Raw genomic sequence first — 16,222 nt, 5'->3', positions numbered from 1 at the left:
ATGGTCAGCAACAGGCAGGCGGCGCCGATGAAGCGGTCCTGCACCGGGCCGATCAGCAGCGACAGGCGGGGCCGCAGCAGCCGCTCGGCCTTGGCCAGCCAGGGCACCATGCGGTCGACCAGCCGGGCGAAATCGGCCCGCGCCACCGACCGCCGGGTGATCAGCCGCGGCAGCCACAGCACCGGGCGGCCGATCATCAGCTGGAAGGTGATGAACAGCAGCGGCGCGCCCAGCACCGAGGAGGTGCCGGGCGGCGTCGGCAGGACGTTGGGAACGGCGAAGACCAGCATCAGCGCGCCGAAGGCCCGGTCGCCGAAGGCGGTCAGGATGTCGCCGATGGCGATGCGCTCGCGGTCGTCGGCGGCCAGGTCCCGCAGCACCTCGGAGAAGCGGCGCCGGCGTTCCGCCCCGGCGGGCACGGGCGCGCCGGGGTGGTCCGGCTCGGGCGGATGGGCGTCGGGCAAGCGGCTCGTCCGGCGTCGTGATGGCTCCAGCCTTCGGTGTTACCGAGTCTGCCGTGACGGGCGCAAGCGCGCGGATGTCTCAGGCCTCCCGCTCAGCCCTCCCGCGCCGCCCACAGCAGGCCGCGGTGCAGGATGGTGTTCATCGCCCGGTTCTCGAACTCCTCCACCCGGTGGCCGAGCGAGCTGTAGAACACCCGGCCGGCGCCGTGCTTGCGCTTCCACACCACCGGCATGGTGTGGCCGGCGATCCAGGGCGCATGGTCGCCGGTGAAGGTGGTCTCGGCCAGCACCTCGTTGTTCGGATCGACATGCATGTAGTACTGCTCGGACCGGTAGTCGAAATCCCCGATCCCCTGCATCACCGGGTCGTCCGGCCGGGTCACCCGCACCCGGTAGTCGATGATGTTGCCGGGATGGGCCACCCATTGGCCGCCGGTCATGAACTGGTAGGCGACCTCGTTGCGGAAGGCGTCGCACATGCCGCCATGGAAGCCGGCCAGGCCGACCCCGCTCTCGACCGCAGCGGTCAGGTTGGTGACCTCCTCCTTCTCCATCGTCGACATGGTGTAGATCGGCACGATCAGGTGCATGTCCTTCAGCGCCGGGTCGGCGAAGGCCTCGGTGGTGTCCTCGATGAACACCTCGAAGCCGTCGCCGCGCAGCATTCCGGCCACCACATCCGCGCATTCCTTGGGGGTGTGGCCGTTCCAGCCGCCCCAGACGATCAGCGCCTGCCTGGTCATCGCTTGCTCTCCTTGTCTCAGGCGGCGGCCCGGCCGAAGGCGGGCTCCACCGGCATCGGTTCCGGCCGCTCGCAGCGGCTTTCGATCTCGATCGTGCGGCCTTCATGGCCCGACCGCTCCACCGCCTCCATCACCTCCAGCACATGGAAGGCCAGCTCGGCATTGGCGCGGTGCGGGCGGTTCTCGCGGATGGCATGGGCCAGGTCGGCCACGCCGATGATGCGGTAATTGCCATCGCCATAGGCGTGGCCCGTGGCCTCGGCCTTCCACTCCGTCCGGTCGACGGAGACCAGCACCTCGCCGCCGAATGTGTTCGGGTCGGGCACGCTCAGCGACGCTGTCTCGCCATAGATCTCGATCGGGGCGTGGCGGTGGGCCGGGATGTCGAAGCTCATCACCATGGTGACCACGGCGCCGGAGGCGAAGGCCAGGGTGCCGGTGATGTGGGTCGGGGTGCCGACCGGCACGGCCTGGCCGGCGCGCGGGCCGCTGGCGATGCGGCGCTCGGTGTAGGCGGCGGACACCGTCCCGGTCACCCGCGCCACCGGGCCCAGCATGTTGACCAGCGTGGTCAGGTAGTAGGGCCCCATGTCGAACAGCGGGCCGCCGCCCTTGGCGTAGTAGAAGTCCGGGTTCGGATGCCAGCGCTCATGCCCCGGCACCATCATGAAGGCGGTGCCGGCGACCGGCCGGCCGATCCGCCCGGCGTCGATCAGCGCGCGCGCCGTCTGCTGCCCCGCGCCGAGGAAGGTGTCCGGCGCGCTGCCGACCCTCACGCCCCGGGCCTTCGCCGCGTCCAGCAGCGTGCGGCCCTCGGCGACGCTGACCGCCAGCGGCTTCTCGGCATGCACATGCTTGCCGGCGGCGATCGCCTGCAGCCCGACCGGCACATGCGCCTGCGGCGTGGTCAGGTTCAGCACGATCTCGATCTCGGGGTCGGCCAGCAGCTGCTCGATGCTCTGCGCCACCAGGCCGAACTCCGCCGCCTTGGCCTGCGCCGCCTCCAGGCTGAGGTCGGCGCAGGACTTGACCCGCAGGATCGGGAAGTTGGGCGCGGCCTTCAGATAGGCGCCGCTGATGAAGCCGCAGCCGATGATGCCGACGCCGACCGGTCTGTCGCTCATGGTCCTCTCCGCTATCGGGGCATGCCCTGGCCGTTCCAGGGCGCTTCGTAGAGCTGCCGCAGCACCAGGCTGGCCGCACCGCGGGCCCAGGCGTCGTCGCTCCATTCATGCAGGATGATCTCGGTGCCGCGCCGGATCGGCACGGGCACGACGCGGTCGATGGCGGCCAGCAGCGCCGGCTCCATCAGGTCGCGGGCCTGGATGGCGCTGCCGGCCACGATCACCTTGGGCGGGCCCAGCAGCGTGATCAAATTGCCGACGGCGAAGCCCAGGATGGCGCCGGCCTGCTCGAACAGGGCGCGGATCTCGGCCCGGCCGCCCCGCGCCATGTCGCGCAGCCGGCCGATGGCGCGCGGATCGTCCGGTGCGATCGCCCCGGCCTCGGCGCCCAGCAGGGCGCGGGCGCGGGTGACGATGCCGTGGTCGGAGACATAGGCGTCGAGGCAGCCGCGCTGGCCGCAGCGGCAGGGCAGCCCGTCATCGGGCGCGATCTTGGTGTGGCCGAACTCCGTCCCCATCCCGGCGGCGCCGCGATGCACGTCGCCGTTCAGGAACAGGCCGAGCCCGACCGAATCCTCGACGGCAACCACGGCGAAGCTGTCGCTGTCCCGGCCATGGCCGAACCAGTGCTCGGCCAAAGTGACCAGATGGACGTCGTTCTCGACCGTGGTCGGCACGCCCAACCGCTGGCGGACCATCCCGGCCAGCGGCACGTCCGGCGCGCCCAGGATCGGGGTCCAGACGCACAGGCCGCTGCGGCCGTCGATGAATCCCGGCAGGCCGATGCCGATGCCGCCCAGCCGGTCCAGCGCCAGGTCGGCGTCGCCGACGCAACGGCGGATGCCGTCCTCCAGAATGTCGGCCACCACCTCCGGCGCCTGGCGGGCCAGGCGGATGGGGAGGGAGAGGGTCTGCACCACATCGGCCATGTAGTCGGTGACGGCGATGCTGATCTGGTGCGGCGCCAGCTTGACGCCGCAGACGAAGGCGGCCTGGCGGTTCAGCTCCAGCATCACCCGCGGCCGGCCCCGGGCGGCGGTGCCGACGCCCTCGACCGCCCGGGCCAGGATCAGGTTCTCCTCGATCAGCCCGCCGGTGATGGCCGAGATGGTAGCCGGCGCCAAGTCGGTGCGCTGCACGATCTCGACCCGCGAGATCGGGCCGAAGCGCCGCACCACATCCAGCACGTGGAAGCGGTTGATCGCCCGCATCAGCTCCGGATCGGCTGTCTTCATTCCATCAGGATCCGAATTTTATGGTGCGATGCACCATGGCCGGATGGCCGGCGCCGCCGGGGGCAAGCGGTCTCGTCTGGTCTCGATTCAGCGCTTCCATCCCGTCCGTCCGGCCATTTCGTTCGAATTCCTGGCAATCATCCGATTTTTTTCGGTCTTGACAGGCTCCACCCTAGCCGGTCTGATAAATTCGTAAACCAAAAAAATTCGATGCCGTTCATCCGCACCCCGGCATCAGGGAGAACCGCATGGCCAAGACGCGCCTCCTCCTCCGCGACCCGAACTCCGCCGTGACGGCGGTTGCCGCGGTCCCGCGGTGGTGATGTTCTTCCCGATGCGCGCTGCTTCGGCGCCTGCCTGACCGGTTGGCACGAAGGGGCTGATGACACTCTCGAATCACGGAAAGACGGGCATGGGGACGGAAGCGAAGCTGCGTTGGGGCATTCTCGGGCCGGGCCGGATTGCCCAGGCTTTCGCCGGGGGCGTGGCCCGGTCGCGCACCGGCCGGCTGGTGGCGATCGGCACGCGCGACGCGGCCAGGCCGGGGCTGGCCGAGGCCTTCCCCGGCGCCCGGATCCATGCCGGCTACGAGGCGCTGCTGGCCGACCCCGAGGTCGACGCCGTCTACATCGCCACGCCGCATCCGGGCCATGTGCATTGGGGCATCCGCGCCGCCGAGGCCGGCAAGCATGTGCTGTGCGAGAAGCCGATCGCGGTCAACGCCTATGACGCTATGGCGCTGGTCGATGCCGCCCGGCGCGCCGGCGTGTTCCTGGCCGAGGCCTATATGTACCGCGCCCATCCGCAGACCAGGCGGCTGGCCGAGCTGGTGGCGGGCGGCGCCGTCGGCGAGGTGCGGGTGATCCAGGCCAGCTTCGGCTTCGCGGCGAAGTTCAACCCGGACCACCGGCTGTTCGCCAACGACCTGGCCGGCGGCGGCATCCTCGATGTCGGCGGTTATCCGGTGTCGATGGCGCGGCTGGTCGCCGGTGCCGCCTCGGGCAAGCCGTTCCTCGACCCGGTGAAGGTGACGGGATCCGGCCATCTCGGCCGCAGCGGCGTCGACGAATGGACCGCGGCGGTGTTGGAGTTCCCGGGCGGCATCGTCGCCCAGGTGGCGACCGGCGTGACGCTGGCGCTGGAGAACACGGTCCGGATCTTCGGCACCGAGGGCCGGATCGAGGTCGCCTCGCCCTGGTTCTGCAGCGGCAAGGAAGGCGGCAGCAGCACGATCGTCATCACCCGCGCCGACGGCACGTCCGAGAGCGTGGCGATCGAAGAGACAGGCTGGCTCTACAGCTTCGAGGCCGACGCCGTCGGCGACGCGGTGGCGGCCGGGCAGCGCGAGGCGGCCTTCATGACCCCGGCCGACAGCCTGGGCAACCTGAAGACCATGGATGCCTGGCGCGCCGCGATCGGCCTGGAATATGCGCTGGAGACGCCGGCGCGCCGCACCGCCCCGGTCGACGGCCGGCCGCTCAAGGCCGGGGCCATGCGCCGGATCGACCTGCCCGGCGCCGCCCGCCCGGCCTCGGCCCTCGCCATCGGCGCGGTGGGTGTGGAGAACATCAGCCAGGCCGGGATGCTGTTCGACCGCTTCTTCGAACGCGGCGGCAACACCTTCGACACTGCCTGGATCTACCGCGCCGGCGGCTCCGACCGGGTGCTGGGCCACTGGCTCTCCAGCCGCGGCGTGCGCGATGAGATCGTGCTGATCGGCAAGGGCGCCCACGCCCCGCTGTGCTACCCCGACGTGATCCCGCGCCAGCTGACGGAATCGCTCGACCGGCTGCAGACCGGGCGGCTCGACCTCTATCTGATGCACCGCGACAACCCGGACATCCCGGTCGGCGAGTTCGTCGACGTGCTGGATGCCGAGATCCGGGCCGGGCGCATCGGCTCCTGGGGCGGGTCGAACTGGACGCGCGAGCGGCTGGACGAGGCGGCGGCCTATGCCAAGGCCAACGGCAAGGCCGGGCCCGCCACGGTCAGCAACAATTTCAGCCTGGCGGAGATGATCCAGCCGGTCTGGCCCGGCTGCATCGCCGCGGCGGACGATGAATGGAAGGCCTGGCTGCGGCAGCGGCGGATGCCGCTCCTGGCCTGGTCCAGCCAGGCCCGCGGCTTCTTCACCGACCGCGCCGGCCGCGACAGGCAGCAGGATCCGGAGCTGGTGCGCTGCTGGTACGGCGAGGGCAATTTCCGCCGCCGCGACCGGGCGGCCGAGCTCGGCGCCAGGCGGGGCAAATCGGCCAACCAGGTGGCGCTGGCCTATTGCCTGCACCAGGACTTCCCGGTGCTGCCGCTGATCGGCCCGCTGACGCTGGAGGAGCTGGAGGATTCGCTGCAGGCGCTCGACATCGCGCTGACGCCCGAGGAGGTGCGCTGGCTGGAAGGCTGACCACCGGCGCAAGGATCAAGCAACAGGGAGGACAACACCATGAGACGTGTCGTGTCGGGCCTCGCGGCCCTCGCCGCCGCCGGCCTCCTGTCCGGCGCGGCGATGGCCGACGTCACGGTCAAATGGCTGCACATCGAGAACACGCCGGACACCGTGGCCTGGATGGAAAGCGTCGCCAAGGCTTACGAGGCGGCGCATCCCGGCGTCACCATCCAGATGCAGTATCTCGAGAACGAGGCCTACAAGGCCAAGCTGCCGACCACGCTGCAATCGCCGGACCGGCCGAACATCATCTACAGCTGGGGCGGCGGCGTCCTGCGCGACCAGATCAAGGCCGGGGTGATCGAGGATCTGACCGATGCGGTGAAGGGCGAATGGGCCGACCGGATCAGCCCGGCCGCGCTCGAGGCCTTCACCGTCGACGGCCATGTCTGGGGCGTGCCGGTCCTCGCCTCCCAGGTCGGCTTCTGGGTCAACAAGCCGCTGCTTGCCAAGGCCGGGGTGAAGGCCGAGGACATCAAGAGCTGGGACGACCTGCTGTCGGCGGTGAAGACGATCAAGGCCGCCGGCATCGTGCCGCTGGCGACCGGCGGCGCCGACAAATGGCCGATCCACTTCTACTGGACGCTGCTGGCCATGCGCATCGGCGGCAAGGACGCGTTCCAGTCGGCCTACAACCAGTCCGGCGACGGCTTCGACGGGCCGGTCTTCGTCAAGGCCGGCGAGCATCTGAAGGAGCTGGCGGCGTTGGACCCGTTCGAGCCCGGCTATCTCGGCCTGACCAACCCGCAGGCCGCCGGCTATTTCGGCGACGGCAAGGCCGCGATGCACCTGATGGGCAACTGGGACTATCTGAACGCCAAGAAGAACAGCGCCTCGGGCAAGGGCATCCCGGATGCCGATCTCGGCTGGATCCCGTTCCCGACCGTGGCCGGCGGCGCCGGCGCACCGACCGACGTGCTGGGCGGCGTCAATGGCTGGCTGGTGACCAAGGGGTCGCCGCCTGAGGCGGTCGACTTCCTGAAGTTCCTAACCAACAAGGAGAACCAGGAGAAGGCGGCCGAGCTCGGCGTCTACATCCCGGTGAACAAGGGCACGGCCGAGAAGCTGAAGAACCCGTATTTCCGGCAGATGGCGGAGAACATCGCCAAGGCCGGCTATTTCCAGGTGTTCTACGACCAGATGCTGGGCGCCAATGTCGGCCGGGTGGTGAATGACGTCACCACCGACATCGCCTCCGGCGCCGCCGACCCGAAGGACGCGGCCGCCCAGGTCCAGGAAGCCTGGGAGATGCGGTGAGCGGGGAGATGCACCTGATGGGCCGGCGCAACCCCCTTACCCTCCCGCCGCCAACGCGGCGGGCCCCTCCCTCTCCCCGAGGAGAGGGCAGCCGGGCGCAATGTCTTCACCTCTCCTTGGGGAGAGGTCGAAATCGCATGGCGATTTCGGGTGAGGGGGTGGCTCCGGCCTCCGAGATGGTGCTCGGATGACCGCCGCAGCCCTGTCCCATGATCATGCCGCCGTCCGCCGGCGCCGCCGCACGACGCTGCGGACGCAGGTGGCGCCGGTGGTGCTGATGCTGGTGCCGGCGCTGGCGCTGTTCACCATCTTCGTGATCCTGCCGATGGGCGAGGCCGGCTTCTACAGCCTGTTCAAATGGAACGGCTACGGCAGCCCGGAGGATTTCGTCGGGCTCCGGAACTTCGAGCTGCTGCTGCGCAACCGCACCTTCTGGTCGGCACTGAGCAACACCGGGCTGATCATCGCGGTGTCGGTGGCGATCCAGCTGCCATTGGCGCTGGCCATGGCGCTGCTGTTGGCCGAGAAGCTGCGCGGCCGGGTGGCGTTCCGCATGGTGTTCTTCCTGCCCTACATCCTGGCCGAGGTGGCGACCGGGCTGATCTGGCAGTTCCTCTACGATGGCCGCTACGGCGCCGTGGCGCTGATCTGGAGCTGGTTCGGCGCCGGCAGCGACGCGCCCTTCGTCCTGGCGGACCGCACCCTGGCGATGGCGGCGGTGCTGGTGCTGGTGGTGTGGAAGTATTTCGGCTTCCACATGATGATCTACATCGCCGGGCTGCAGAGCATCCCGTCCGAGATCATCGACGCGGCCCGGATCGACGGCGCCACGCCCTGGCAGATCGTGCGCCGGATCAAGATCCCGATGCTGTTCCCGACCATCCGACTGTCGGTGTTCTTCTCGGTGGTCGGGGCGCTGCAGCTGTTCGACATGGTGATGGCGCTGACCCGCGGCGGCCCGTCCAACGCCACCCACTCGCTGGTCACCTATCTCTACACCTTCGGCCAGATGCGGATGGAGATCGGCTTCGGCAGCGCCGTCGGCGTGGTGCTGTTCCTGATCTGCGTCACCTTCTCGATCGTCTATCGCCGCACCCTGATGCGCGGGGACTAGGAAGACTCATGGCTGCGCCCACGCTCCGCCCCTCCCTGCTGCCGCAATACCTGGTCCTGCTCGCAGTCGCCGGCATCGTGCTGGTGCCGCTGGTCGCGGCGGCGCTGGGCGGGTTCAAGTCGCTGGGCGAGCTGCGGGTCAATCCGCTCGGCCTGCCGGACAGCTGGGCCGGCCCGGTCTACTGGGAGATCCTGGGCTCGGCACGGCTGTGGCGGATGCTGTTCAACTCCGCCGTCATCGCCGGCCTCACCGTCGGGCTGGTGCTGATCGTCGGGTCGATGGCGGCCTTCATCTTCGCCCATGTCGTGTTCTTCGGCAGCCGCATGCTGCTGAACTACATGCTGCTGGGGCTGATGTTCCCGGCGGCGACGGCGATGCTGCCGCTGTTCATCCGGGTGCGCGACCTCGGCCTGCTCGACACCTATTGGGGCGTGGTGCTGCCGCAGGTCGCCTTCGGCCTGGGCATGGCGATCCTGATGCTGCGTGGCTTCTTCCGCCAGCTGCCGCACGAGCTGTGGGAGGCGGCGCGGGTCGATGGCTGCGGCTATTTCCAGTTCTACCTGCGGATCACGCTGCCGCTGTCGCGCCCGATCCTGGCGACCGTGGCGGTGTTCTCCCTGGTCGCCAGCTGGAACAGCTACCTGCTGCCGCTGATCATGTTCAACACGCCGGAGATGTATCCCTGGCCGCTGGGGATCATGAACTACCAGGGCGAGTATTCCACCGAGTGGAACAAGATCCTGGCCTTCGTCACCCTGACCCTGGCGCCGGCGATCGTGTTCTTCCTGCTGGCCCAGCGCCACATCGTCGCCGGCCTGGCCAAGGGCGCGGTGAAGGGGTAGGGGCCGGAAAACATTCGCGCCGGAGGGCTCCGATTGCCTCTCCCGCTTGCGGGAGAGGCGATATGAGTCCGCCTTTCCAGTCCGAATCAGACCGGGCGGTCGCCGAGGATCGTCGCCCGGTGCATCACCCGCCGGTTCGGCAGGTAATCGGCCAGGGCGTAGTGCTGGGTGCAGCGGTTGTCCCAGAAGGCGACGTCGCCCGCCTTCCAGCGCCAGCGCACCGTGAATTCTGGCTTGGCCACATGGTCGAACAGGAAGCGCAGCACCGCGTCGCTCTCCTTGGCCGAGAAGCCGGTGATGCGGGTGGTGAAGCCCTCATTGACGAACAGGCCCTTGCGGCCGGTCACCGGATGGGTGCGCACCACCGGGTGGATCACCGGCGGGTTCTTGTCGCGGGCGATCTGCCAGCGCGCGCGGTCCTCCGGCGCGGTGAAGCGCTCCGGCGGGAAGGATTTGGCGAAATCGTGCAGGGCGGTCAGCCCGGTCAGGAAGGCCTGCCAGGGGGCCGACAGCGCCTCGAACGCCGCGATGCTGCTGGACCAGCTGGTGTCGCCGCCTGAGGGCGGCAGCTCCTTGGCCGCCAGCACGGCGCCCAGCGGCGGCGTCTCGATGAAGGTGACGTCGGTGTGCCAGTTGTCGTTGTCCGGCTGATTGTCCGGGTGGGTGTCGAGGATGATGATCTCCGGCACTTCCCTGACATGCGGATACACCGGGTGGACGTGCAGCGCGCCGAAGCGGGCGGCGAAGTCGCGCTGCGCCGCGGGGGTCAGCTCCTGCCCCTCGAAGAACAGCACGTGATGCTGCAGCAGGGCGCGGTTGATCGCGGCGATGGTGGCGTCGCCCAGCGGCTGCGCCAGGTCGATGCCGCGCACCACCGCGCCGATGGCCGGGTTCAAAGGCTGGACGGAGAGGAGGGTCGACAGGCTGTCGGGCATGGCGGGACCTCTCTGTTTGCGGTTGTTCTCGATGGAAAGGAGTGTCAGCCGCGCCCGTGCCAGGGCGTCAGCCGGCGCTGCAGCAGGCGCAGCAGATATTCCAGCAGGAAGGCGACGATGGCGATCACCAGGATGCCCAGGACGACCACGTCGGTCACCAGGAACTGCGCCGCGCTCTGGATCATGAAGCCGAGGCCGCTGGTGGCGGCGACCAGCTCGGCTGCCACCAGGGTGGACCAGCCGACGCCCAGGCCGATGCGCACCCCGGTCAGGATCTCCGGCAGGGCGTTCGGCAGGATGACATGGCGCAGCAGCTGCGCCCGGGTGGCGCCCAGCGACCGGGCGGCGCGCAGCCGGTCCTGCGGCACGGCGCGCACGCCGGCCGCGGTCGAGATCGCGATCGGCGCGAAGATGGCCAGGAAGATCACCAGGACCTTCGACACCTCGCCGATGCCGAACCAGATCACGATCAGCGGCAGATAGGCCAGCGGCGGGATCGGCCGGTAGAACTCGATCAGCGGGTCGAGGATGCCGCGCATCACCCGGCTGGTGCCGATGGCGACGCCGACCGGGATCGCGATCACCAGGGCCAGGCCCAGGGCGGCGAAGACCCGGCCCAGGCTGGCAGCGAGATGCTGCAGCAGCGTCGCGTCGGCGAAGCCGTTGGTCGCGACCGTGACCAGCTTGCCGAACACCGCCTGCGGCGTCGGCAGGAAGAGGGACGGGACGAGGCCGAGATTGGAGACGATCCCCCACACCAGGAGGAGGACCGCCACCGTGGCGAGGCTGATCAGCCTCGTCCCGTGCCGGCGCCGCCGCGGGATCGGCCCCCCAAGCGTGGAGGAAGGCGCCGGTTTCTGGAGCACGATATCCGCCAAGTCAGGCTGCCTCGCGCTCGAAGATCACATCCATCACCCGCTCGCGCAAGGCGATGAAGCCGGGGTCGGACTTGATCCGACGTGCCGGCTCGCCGGTACAGTATCGCCGGCCGAAATCCAGCCGCAGCTCCTCGACGATGCGGCCGGGCCGCGGCGACATCACCACCAGCCGGGTCGCCAGGAACAGCGCCTCCTCGATGCTGTGGGTGATCAGGAACAGGCTCTTGCCGGTGCGGTGCCACAGGTCCAGCAGCAGCTCCTGCATCCGCTCCCGCGTCAGCGCGTCGAGAGCGCCCAGCGGCTCGTCCAGCAGCAGCACCTCGGGGTCGGCGGCCAAAGCGCGGGCCAGGCCGACCCGCTGCCGCATGCCGCCCGACAGCTCCCACAGCTTCTGCCGCTCGAAGCCCTCCAGCCCGACCAGCCGCAAAATGCGCCGGGCCCGGTCGTCGCGCTCGGCCGGGGCGATCCCGCGCAGCCGCAGCGCAAAGCCGACATTGCCCAGCACGTCAAGCCAGGGGAACAGGGCGTCATCCTGGAAGACGACGCCCCGCTCCACCCCAGGGCCGGTCACACGAACGCCGCCGAGTGTGACCGTCCCTGCCTCTGGCGCCAGGAAGCCCGCCATCAGGTTCAACAGCGTGGTCTTGCCGCATCCCGACCGGCCGAGGGCGACGACGAACTCGCCCGGCTCGATCGCGAGGGTGACCCGGTCCAGCGCGCGGACGTCGCCATCCGCCGCGGGATAGGTCACGGATACGGCCTTCACCGCCAGAACCGACATGGGCCTCTCCTGCGCCCGGTTCAGTTCGTCGCCGTGGCCGTGGCGACGAAACGGGCGTCGACATAGGGCGCGTAGCTCTCCAGCGCCTGGTCGATCTTGCCCTGCTCCTTCAGAAAAGTCGCGGTGTCCGCGATCGCCTTGGCCGTGCCGCCGCCCAGCAGGGCCGGGCTCGCCTGCTCCGCCTTCACCGGGAAGACGCTGCCCTGCAGCAGGGCCGGGATCTCCTCCGGCTTCGCCCCGGTCAGCTTGGCGATCTTGGCGACTTCCGCCGATTCGGCGCTCCAGGCCTTCGGGTCGGCGCGATAGGCCGCGTATTCCTTCAGCGTGACGTCGGTGAAGGCCTGCACCGCCGCCGGGTCCGACTCGATCAGGTCGGCGCGCGCGATCCAGGCGTCGAAGGTCGGCGCGCCCCAGGAGGCGACCTCGGTCGAGGTGACCAGGACCTTGCCGCTCTCCTTGATCTTGCCCAGCGCCGGGTCCCAGACATAGGCGGCGTCGATGTCGCCGCGCTGCCAGGCGGCCGCGATCTCCGGCGCCCGCAGGTTGAGGATGCGGAGCGAGCCGGGGTCGATGCCCCAGTGCTTCAGCGCCGCCAGCAGGCTGTAATGAGTGGTCGAGACGAAGGGCACGGCCACGGTCTTGCCGGCCAGGTCGGCCGGCTTGTCGATGCCGGCGCCGTTGCGCACCACCAGCGCCTCGGCGTCGCCGATGCCGACAGCGACCAGGATGGTGCGGATCGGCAACTCGCGGCTGGCCCCGGCGGCCAGCGGGCTGGACCCGACATAGCCGATCTGGACGCCGCCGGAGGCGATGGCGGCGATCACCTCGGCGCCGCTGTCGAACTTCCGCCACTCGATCGGGCGGCCGATCGCCTTCTCGTACAGGCCGTCGGCCTGGGCAACCTTCGCCGGCTCGACCGTGCTCTGGTAGCCGATGGTCAGCGGCTCGGCGGCCCGGGCGTAGTTGCTGATGACGATGGTGGCCGCACCGGCCAAGAGGGACCATCGCAGGATCTGGACGAGCATTCGGGACAATCCTCGAACGAACAGGCGCACACGCTGGGCCGGTCGCGCATCGAACCCGATCAGGGAGCGCGGATCAGTCGGCCGGGGCGCCGTTATGGAATGGGAGAAGGGGCGGGGATCAGGCCTGGCCGCAACAGCTCGGAGCGCGGAACTGAGACATGGACGTCGACTCCTCGAGACCACGAACCCCGTCGTGGCGCTTAGCGTTTGGTGACGCGGCGCAAGCTTCGCCGGAAATTGCCGCGGCGCGATCCGGGCAGGACCGACGAGAGTGAGGTTTTCACAGCTCGTGCCGAGAAGTCAACACAATTAACTATCAACACAGGTTGATGGTGAATTAAATAACATGAATTATAAGTGTTAACTGCAACCACGATTCCCCTCCGGCCCTGGCCCGTCTATGGTCCGGCCATGCCCAGCCGGACCGAAGCCCCTCCCGCCCTTCTCGCCGTGACCGGACTCGACCGGCCGGTGGCGCTGCGCCGCAATGCCCGGGCGCGGCGCCTGTCGCTGCGGCTCGACCCGGCGCTGGGCGAGGTGATCGTGGTGGCCCCGCCCCGGGTGCCGGCACAAGTGATCGCGGATTTCGTCAACCGCCATGCCGAATGGGTGCGCCGCCGCCGCGCCGCCATGCCGGGCCGAACCCCGTTCCTGCCGGGCGCCGAGGTCCCGATCCTCGGTAACCTGCATAAAATCATACACGACCCCGCCGCCGGCCGCACGGTGCGACTCGGGGCGGGCGAGATCCGGATCGGCGGCCCGGCCGAGCATGTCGGCGCCCGCCTGGCCGCCTGGCTGCGGGTGGAGGCGCGGCGCCAGCTGCTGGTGCGCAGCCGCGCGGCGGCGCTGAAGCTGGGGGTCACCGTCGCCGCGGTGACGGTGCGCGACACCCGCAGCCGGTGGGGCAGCTGCGCCTCCAGCGGCCGGCTCAGCTATTCCTGGCGCCTGCTGCTGGCGCCTGAATCAGTCTTGGACTACGTGGTTGCGCACGAGGTGGCGCATCTGGTCGAGATGAACCACTCCGACCGGTTCTGGGCGGTGGTCGACCGGCTGCACCCGGATGCCGACCGCTGCCGTGCCTGGCTGAAGGCCAAGGGACAGGACCTGCATCTCTATGGCTGACCGGGTCGCCGGGACCGGGGGCATGCAGCCCTCGCTCCTCATCGCCGTCGTCCTGACGCTGCTGACCGGCTTCGGGCCGATGTCGACGGATGTCTACCTGCCGTCGCTGCCGACGCTGGTCACCGCCTTCGACACCGACATCGCCACGGTGCAGCTGACGCTCAGCGTCTTCCTGGTCGGCTTCGCTGTGGCCCAGCTGGTCTACGGCCCGGTCTCCGACCGGTTCGGCCGGCGCCCGGCGATCCTGGCCGGGGTGGCGATCTTCACCGCCGCCAGCGTCGCCTGCGCGCTGGCCACCTCGGTCGAGATGCTGATCCTGTGCCGGTTCCTGCAGGCGCTGGGCGCCTGCTGCGGGCCGGTGCTGGGCCGGGCCGTGGTGCGCGACCTGTACGGGCCGGAACGCTCGGCCCGCATCCTGGCCTATATGTCGATGTCGATGGCCCTGGCGCCGGCGATCGGGCCGATGATCGGCGGCGTGCTGCAGCAGGAATTCGGCTGGCAGGCGACCTTCTGGCTGCTGGTCGGCTTCGGCGCGCTGATGCTGGCTTCGGTGCTCGGGCTGCTCGGCGAAAGCAACCGGCACCGCGACCCGCTGGCCACCAGCCCGGCCCGCCTCGTCCGCAACTACGCCAGCCTGCTGCGGCACCGCCGCTATATCGGCTATGTCGCGATCGTCGCCTGCAGCTACAGCGCGATCTTCACCTTCATCTCCGGCTCGTCCTTCGTGCTGTCCGGCATGCTGGGCCTGTCGCCGCCGGTCTATGGCGCCTGCTTCGGCGTGGTCTGCATCGGCTATATCTGCGGCACCTTCGGCTCCGGCCGGCTGACGCTGCGGCTGGGCATCAACCGCATGATCGCGGCCGGCACGCTGGTGATGCTGGCCGGCGCTGCCGTGATGGCGGGGCTGGCGGCGGCCGGCGTCTTCACCGTCTGGGCCGTGGTCGGCCCGTTTTTCGTGGTGATGATCGGCGTCGGCCTGACCCTGCCCAACGCCATCGCCGGGGCGATCGCGCCGTTCCCGGCCATGGCCGGCACCGCCTCGGCCCTGATGGGCTTCCTGCAGATGACGCTGGCGGCGCTGGTCGGCATCGCCATCGGCCACGCCACCGGCAGCGACGGGCTGCCGATGGCCCTGGCCGTGCTGCTGACCACGCTCGGCGCCCTGGCGGCCTTCCGCCTCCTGGTCCGGCCGTCCGCGGCGGCCTAGGTCTTCGAGCGCACCGCCACCCGGAACGGCCGGATCTCGATGTCCCGCCACACCCCGCCGGTGACATAGGGGTCGGCGGCGATCACGGCGTCCAGCGTCGCCCGGTCCGGCACTTCGTAGACGAGCGTGGAGCCGATCATCCGGCCCTCATCGTCCAGGATCGCGCCGCCGATGATGATGACGCCCTGCTCCACATGCGGGCGGGCGCCGGCCAGGTGCTGCTCGCGCACCGCCTGGCGCCGGGCCGGGGCCTCGGCATCGGTGCCGTCCTTCGCGATCACCAGGAACTGCATCGCTGTCCTCCCTCGTCGATCCGGCGAGCATAGCGGCGTTCGGGCCGGTCGCAACCCGACCGGCGATCTGCTACCCAGGGGCACGAGTTTCGGGTGCCCATCCTGGTGGAGGACGAGATGAAGGTCGAGGGTCTGGCGGCGGTGGTCACCGGGGCGGGGTCGGGCATGGGGGCGGCGACCGCCCGGGCCCTGGCCGCTTCCGGCGCGAAGGTGGCCCTGCTCGACCTCAACCGCGACGCGGCCGAGGCGGTGGCGCGGGAGATCGGCGGCCTGGCCGTGGCCTGCGACGTCGGCGACGGCGAGTCGGTGGCGGCGGCGCTGGAGCAGGCGCGGGCGGCCCACGGCACGGCGCGGATCGCCGTGGCCTGCGCCGGCATTGCCCCGGGCGCCCGGCTGGTCGGCCGCGACGGCCCGCACGACCCGGCGCTGTTCGAGAAGGTGATCCGGGTCAACCTGCTCGGCACCTTCCACCTGCTGCGCCTGACCGCCGCGGCCATGGCGGCGGAGGAGCCGCTGCCGGCCGCCGCCAGCGCCTCGGGCGAGCGCGGCCTGTTCGTCGCCACCGCCTCGGTCGCCGCCTATGAGGGCCAGGTCGGCCAGGTCGCCTATTCCGCCTCCAAGGGCGGGGTGGTGGGGCTGACCCTGCCGGCGGCGCGCGACCTGGCCAAGAGCGGCGTGCGGGTGATGACCGTGGCGCCGGGACTGATCGGCACGCCGATGATCGAGGCGATGCCGCAGCAGGTGCAGGACAGCCTGATC

The 16,222-nt window shown here is 70.1% G+C and carries 16 protein-coding genes; 7 read left to right on the top strand and 9 right to left on the bottom strand.

Annotation, left to right across the window (positions count from 1 at the left end):
- From ABDW35_RS16230 to ABDW35_RS16215, 4 genes are all read right to left on the bottom strand, one after another.
- The coding region (locus ABDW35_RS16230; RefSeq protein WP_343714921.1) for an exopolysaccharide biosynthesis protein at positions 1–464 on the bottom strand (464 nt) is incomplete at its 3' end.
- Positions 465–556: 92 nt separating this feature from the next.
- Positions 557–1,207 carry a ThuA domain-containing protein gene (locus tag ABDW35_RS16225; RefSeq protein ID WP_343714920.1) on the bottom strand — a complete coding sequence of 217 codons (651 nt, stop codon included), beginning with the start codon at positions 1,205–1,207 and terminating at the stop codon, positions 557–559.
- 17 nt (positions 1,208–1,224) lie between these two features.
- Positions 1,225–2,331, bottom strand: a complete 1,107-nt coding sequence (locus ABDW35_RS16220; protein ID WP_343714919.1) for a Gfo/Idh/MocA family oxidoreductase — start codon at positions 2,329–2,331, stop codon at positions 1,225–1,227.
- 11 nt (positions 2,332–2,342) lie between these two features.
- Positions 2,343–3,566 carry an ROK family protein gene (locus ABDW35_RS16215; RefSeq protein ID WP_343714918.1) on the bottom strand — a complete coding sequence of 408 codons (1,224 nt, stop codon included), beginning with the start codon at positions 3,564–3,566 and terminating at the stop codon, positions 2,343–2,345.
- A 412-nt stretch (positions 3,567–3,978) separates the two neighbouring features.
- On the opposite strand from ABDW35_RS16215, the gene ABDW35_RS16210 reads away from it, so the two are divergent.
- From ABDW35_RS16210 to ABDW35_RS16195, 4 genes are all read left to right on the top strand, one after another.
- Complete coding sequence (locus ABDW35_RS16210) at positions 3,979–5,967, top strand: aldo/keto reductase (protein ID WP_343714917.1); 1,989 nt, start codon at positions 3,979–3,981, stop codon at positions 5,965–5,967.
- A 39-nt stretch (positions 5,968–6,006) separates the two neighbouring features.
- Positions 6,007–7,266, top strand: a complete 1,260-nt coding sequence (locus ABDW35_RS16205) for an extracellular solute-binding protein (protein WP_343714916.1) — start codon at positions 6,007–6,009, stop codon at positions 7,264–7,266.
- 187 nt (positions 7,267–7,453) lie between these two features.
- Entirely contained in the window at positions 7,454–8,380 is a 927-nt protein-coding gene (locus ABDW35_RS16200; RefSeq protein ID WP_343714915.1) for a sugar ABC transporter permease, read from the top strand.
- An 8-nt stretch (positions 8,381–8,388) separates the two neighbouring features.
- A complete protein-coding gene (locus ABDW35_RS16195) occupies positions 8,389–9,222 on the top strand; it encodes a carbohydrate ABC transporter permease (RefSeq protein ID WP_343714914.1) in 834 nt (277 codons plus the stop codon).
- An 86-nt stretch (positions 9,223–9,308) separates the two neighbouring features.
- Here ABDW35_RS16195 and tauD read toward each other — a convergent pair whose 3' ends face one another.
- From tauD to tauA, 4 genes are read right to left on the bottom strand one after another with little or no spacing between them, the layout of a single operon-like run.
- Positions 9,309–10,157: a taurine dioxygenase gene (gene tauD, locus ABDW35_RS16190; RefSeq protein WP_343714913.1), complete on the bottom strand. Its 849-nt coding sequence runs from the start codon at positions 10,155–10,157 to the stop codon at positions 9,309–9,311.
- A 44-nt stretch (positions 10,158–10,201) separates the two neighbouring features.
- The gene (tauC, locus tag ABDW35_RS16185; RefSeq protein WP_343714912.1) at positions 10,202–11,023 is read right to left on the bottom strand and encodes a taurine ABC transporter permease TauC; all 822 of its coding nucleotides are present in this window, start codon (positions 11,021–11,023) and stop codon (positions 10,202–10,204) included.
- A gap of 13 nt (positions 11,024–11,036) precedes the next feature.
- Positions 11,037–11,816 carry a taurine ABC transporter ATP-binding subunit gene (tauB, locus tag ABDW35_RS16180; protein WP_343714911.1) on the bottom strand — a complete coding sequence of 260 codons (780 nt, stop codon included), beginning with the start codon at positions 11,814–11,816 and terminating at the stop codon, positions 11,037–11,039.
- Positions 11,817–11,836: 20 nt separating this feature from the next.
- Positions 11,837–12,841: a taurine ABC transporter substrate-binding protein gene (tauA, locus tag ABDW35_RS16175; protein WP_343714910.1), complete on the bottom strand. Its 1,005-nt coding sequence runs from the start codon at positions 12,839–12,841 to the stop codon at positions 11,837–11,839.
- A gap of 411 nt (positions 12,842–13,252) precedes the next feature.
- Here tauA and ABDW35_RS16170 point away from each other — a divergent pair, with 411 nt between their 5' ends.
- Both ABDW35_RS16170 and ABDW35_RS16165 read left to right on the top strand, forming a co-directional pair.
- Positions 13,253–13,963 carry a SprT family zinc-dependent metalloprotease gene (locus ABDW35_RS16170; protein ID WP_343714909.1) on the top strand — a complete coding sequence of 237 codons (711 nt, stop codon included), beginning with the start codon at positions 13,253–13,255 and terminating at the stop codon, positions 13,961–13,963.
- A gap of 22 nt (positions 13,964–13,985) precedes the next feature.
- The gene (locus ABDW35_RS16165; RefSeq protein WP_343714908.1) at positions 13,986–15,170 is read left to right on the top strand and encodes a multidrug effflux MFS transporter; all 1,185 of its coding nucleotides are present in this window, start codon (positions 13,986–13,988) and stop codon (positions 15,168–15,170) included.
- Here ABDW35_RS16165 and ABDW35_RS16160 read toward each other — a convergent pair.
- Positions 15,167–15,463: a YciI family protein gene (locus ABDW35_RS16160; RefSeq protein WP_343714907.1), complete on the bottom strand. Its 297-nt coding sequence runs from the start codon at positions 15,461–15,463 to the stop codon at positions 15,167–15,169. The two genes, ABDW35_RS16165 and ABDW35_RS16160, sit on opposite strands and share 4 nt — an antisense overlap.
- A 93-nt stretch (positions 15,464–15,556) precedes the next feature.
- Here ABDW35_RS16160 and ABDW35_RS16155 point away from each other — a divergent pair.
- Positions 15,557–16,222: SDR family NAD(P)-dependent oxidoreductase (locus tag ABDW35_RS16155; protein WP_343714906.1), on the top strand; the 666-nt coding region annotated here is incomplete at its 3' end.

It is taken from the genome of Inquilinus sp. (assembly GCF_039594555.1).
Taxonomy (GTDB): Bacteria; Pseudomonadota; Alphaproteobacteria; order DSM-16000; family Inquilinaceae; genus Inquilinus.
Note: the sequence above shows the minus strand (reverse complement) of the source record. Positions and strands in the feature narration are given on the sequence as shown.

Coding starts and splice junctions, on each gene's coding strand:
- ABDW35_RS16210 (WP_343714917.1), top strand. CDS start 3,979: ATGGGGACGGAAGCGAAGCTGCGTTGGGGCATTCTCGGGCCGGGCCGG.
- ABDW35_RS16200 (WP_343714915.1), top strand. CDS start 7,454: ATGACCGCCGCAGCCCTGTCCCATGATCATGCCGCCGTCCGCCGGCGC.
- ABDW35_RS16170 (WP_343714909.1), top strand. CDS start 13,253: ATGCCCAGCCGGACCGAAGCCCCTCCCGCCCTTCTCGCCGTGACCGGA.
- tauA (WP_343714910.1), bottom strand. CDS start 12,841: ATGCTCGTCCAGATCCTGCGATGGTCCCTCTTGGCCGGTGCGGCCACC.
- ABDW35_RS16225 (WP_343714920.1), bottom strand. CDS start 1,207: ATGACCAGGCAGGCGCTGATCGTCTGGGGCGGCTGGAACGGCCACACC.
- tauB (WP_343714911.1), bottom strand. CDS start 11,816: ATGTCGGTTCTGGCGGTGAAGGCCGTATCCGTGACCTATCCCGCGGCG.
- ABDW35_RS16165 (WP_343714908.1), top strand. CDS start 13,986: ATGCAGCCCTCGCTCCTCATCGCCGTCGTCCTGACGCTGCTGACCGGC.
- ABDW35_RS16215 (WP_343714918.1), bottom strand. CDS start 3,566: ATGAAGACAGCCGATCCGGAGCTGATGCGGGCGATCAACCGCTTCCAC.
- tauD (WP_343714913.1), bottom strand. CDS start 10,157: ATGCCCGACAGCCTGTCGACCCTCCTCTCCGTCCAGCCTTTGAACCCG.
- ABDW35_RS16195 (WP_343714914.1), top strand. CDS start 8,389: ATGGCTGCGCCCACGCTCCGCCCCTCCCTGCTGCCGCAATACCTGGTC.
- ABDW35_RS16205 (WP_343714916.1), top strand. CDS start 6,007: ATGAGACGTGTCGTGTCGGGCCTCGCGGCCCTCGCCGCCGCCGGCCTC.
- ABDW35_RS16220 (WP_343714919.1), bottom strand. CDS start 2,331: ATGAGCGACAGACCGGTCGGCGTCGGCATCATCGGCTGCGGCTTCATC.
- ABDW35_RS16160 (WP_343714907.1), bottom strand. CDS start 15,463: ATGCAGTTCCTGGTGATCGCGAAGGACGGCACCGATGCCGAGGCCCCG.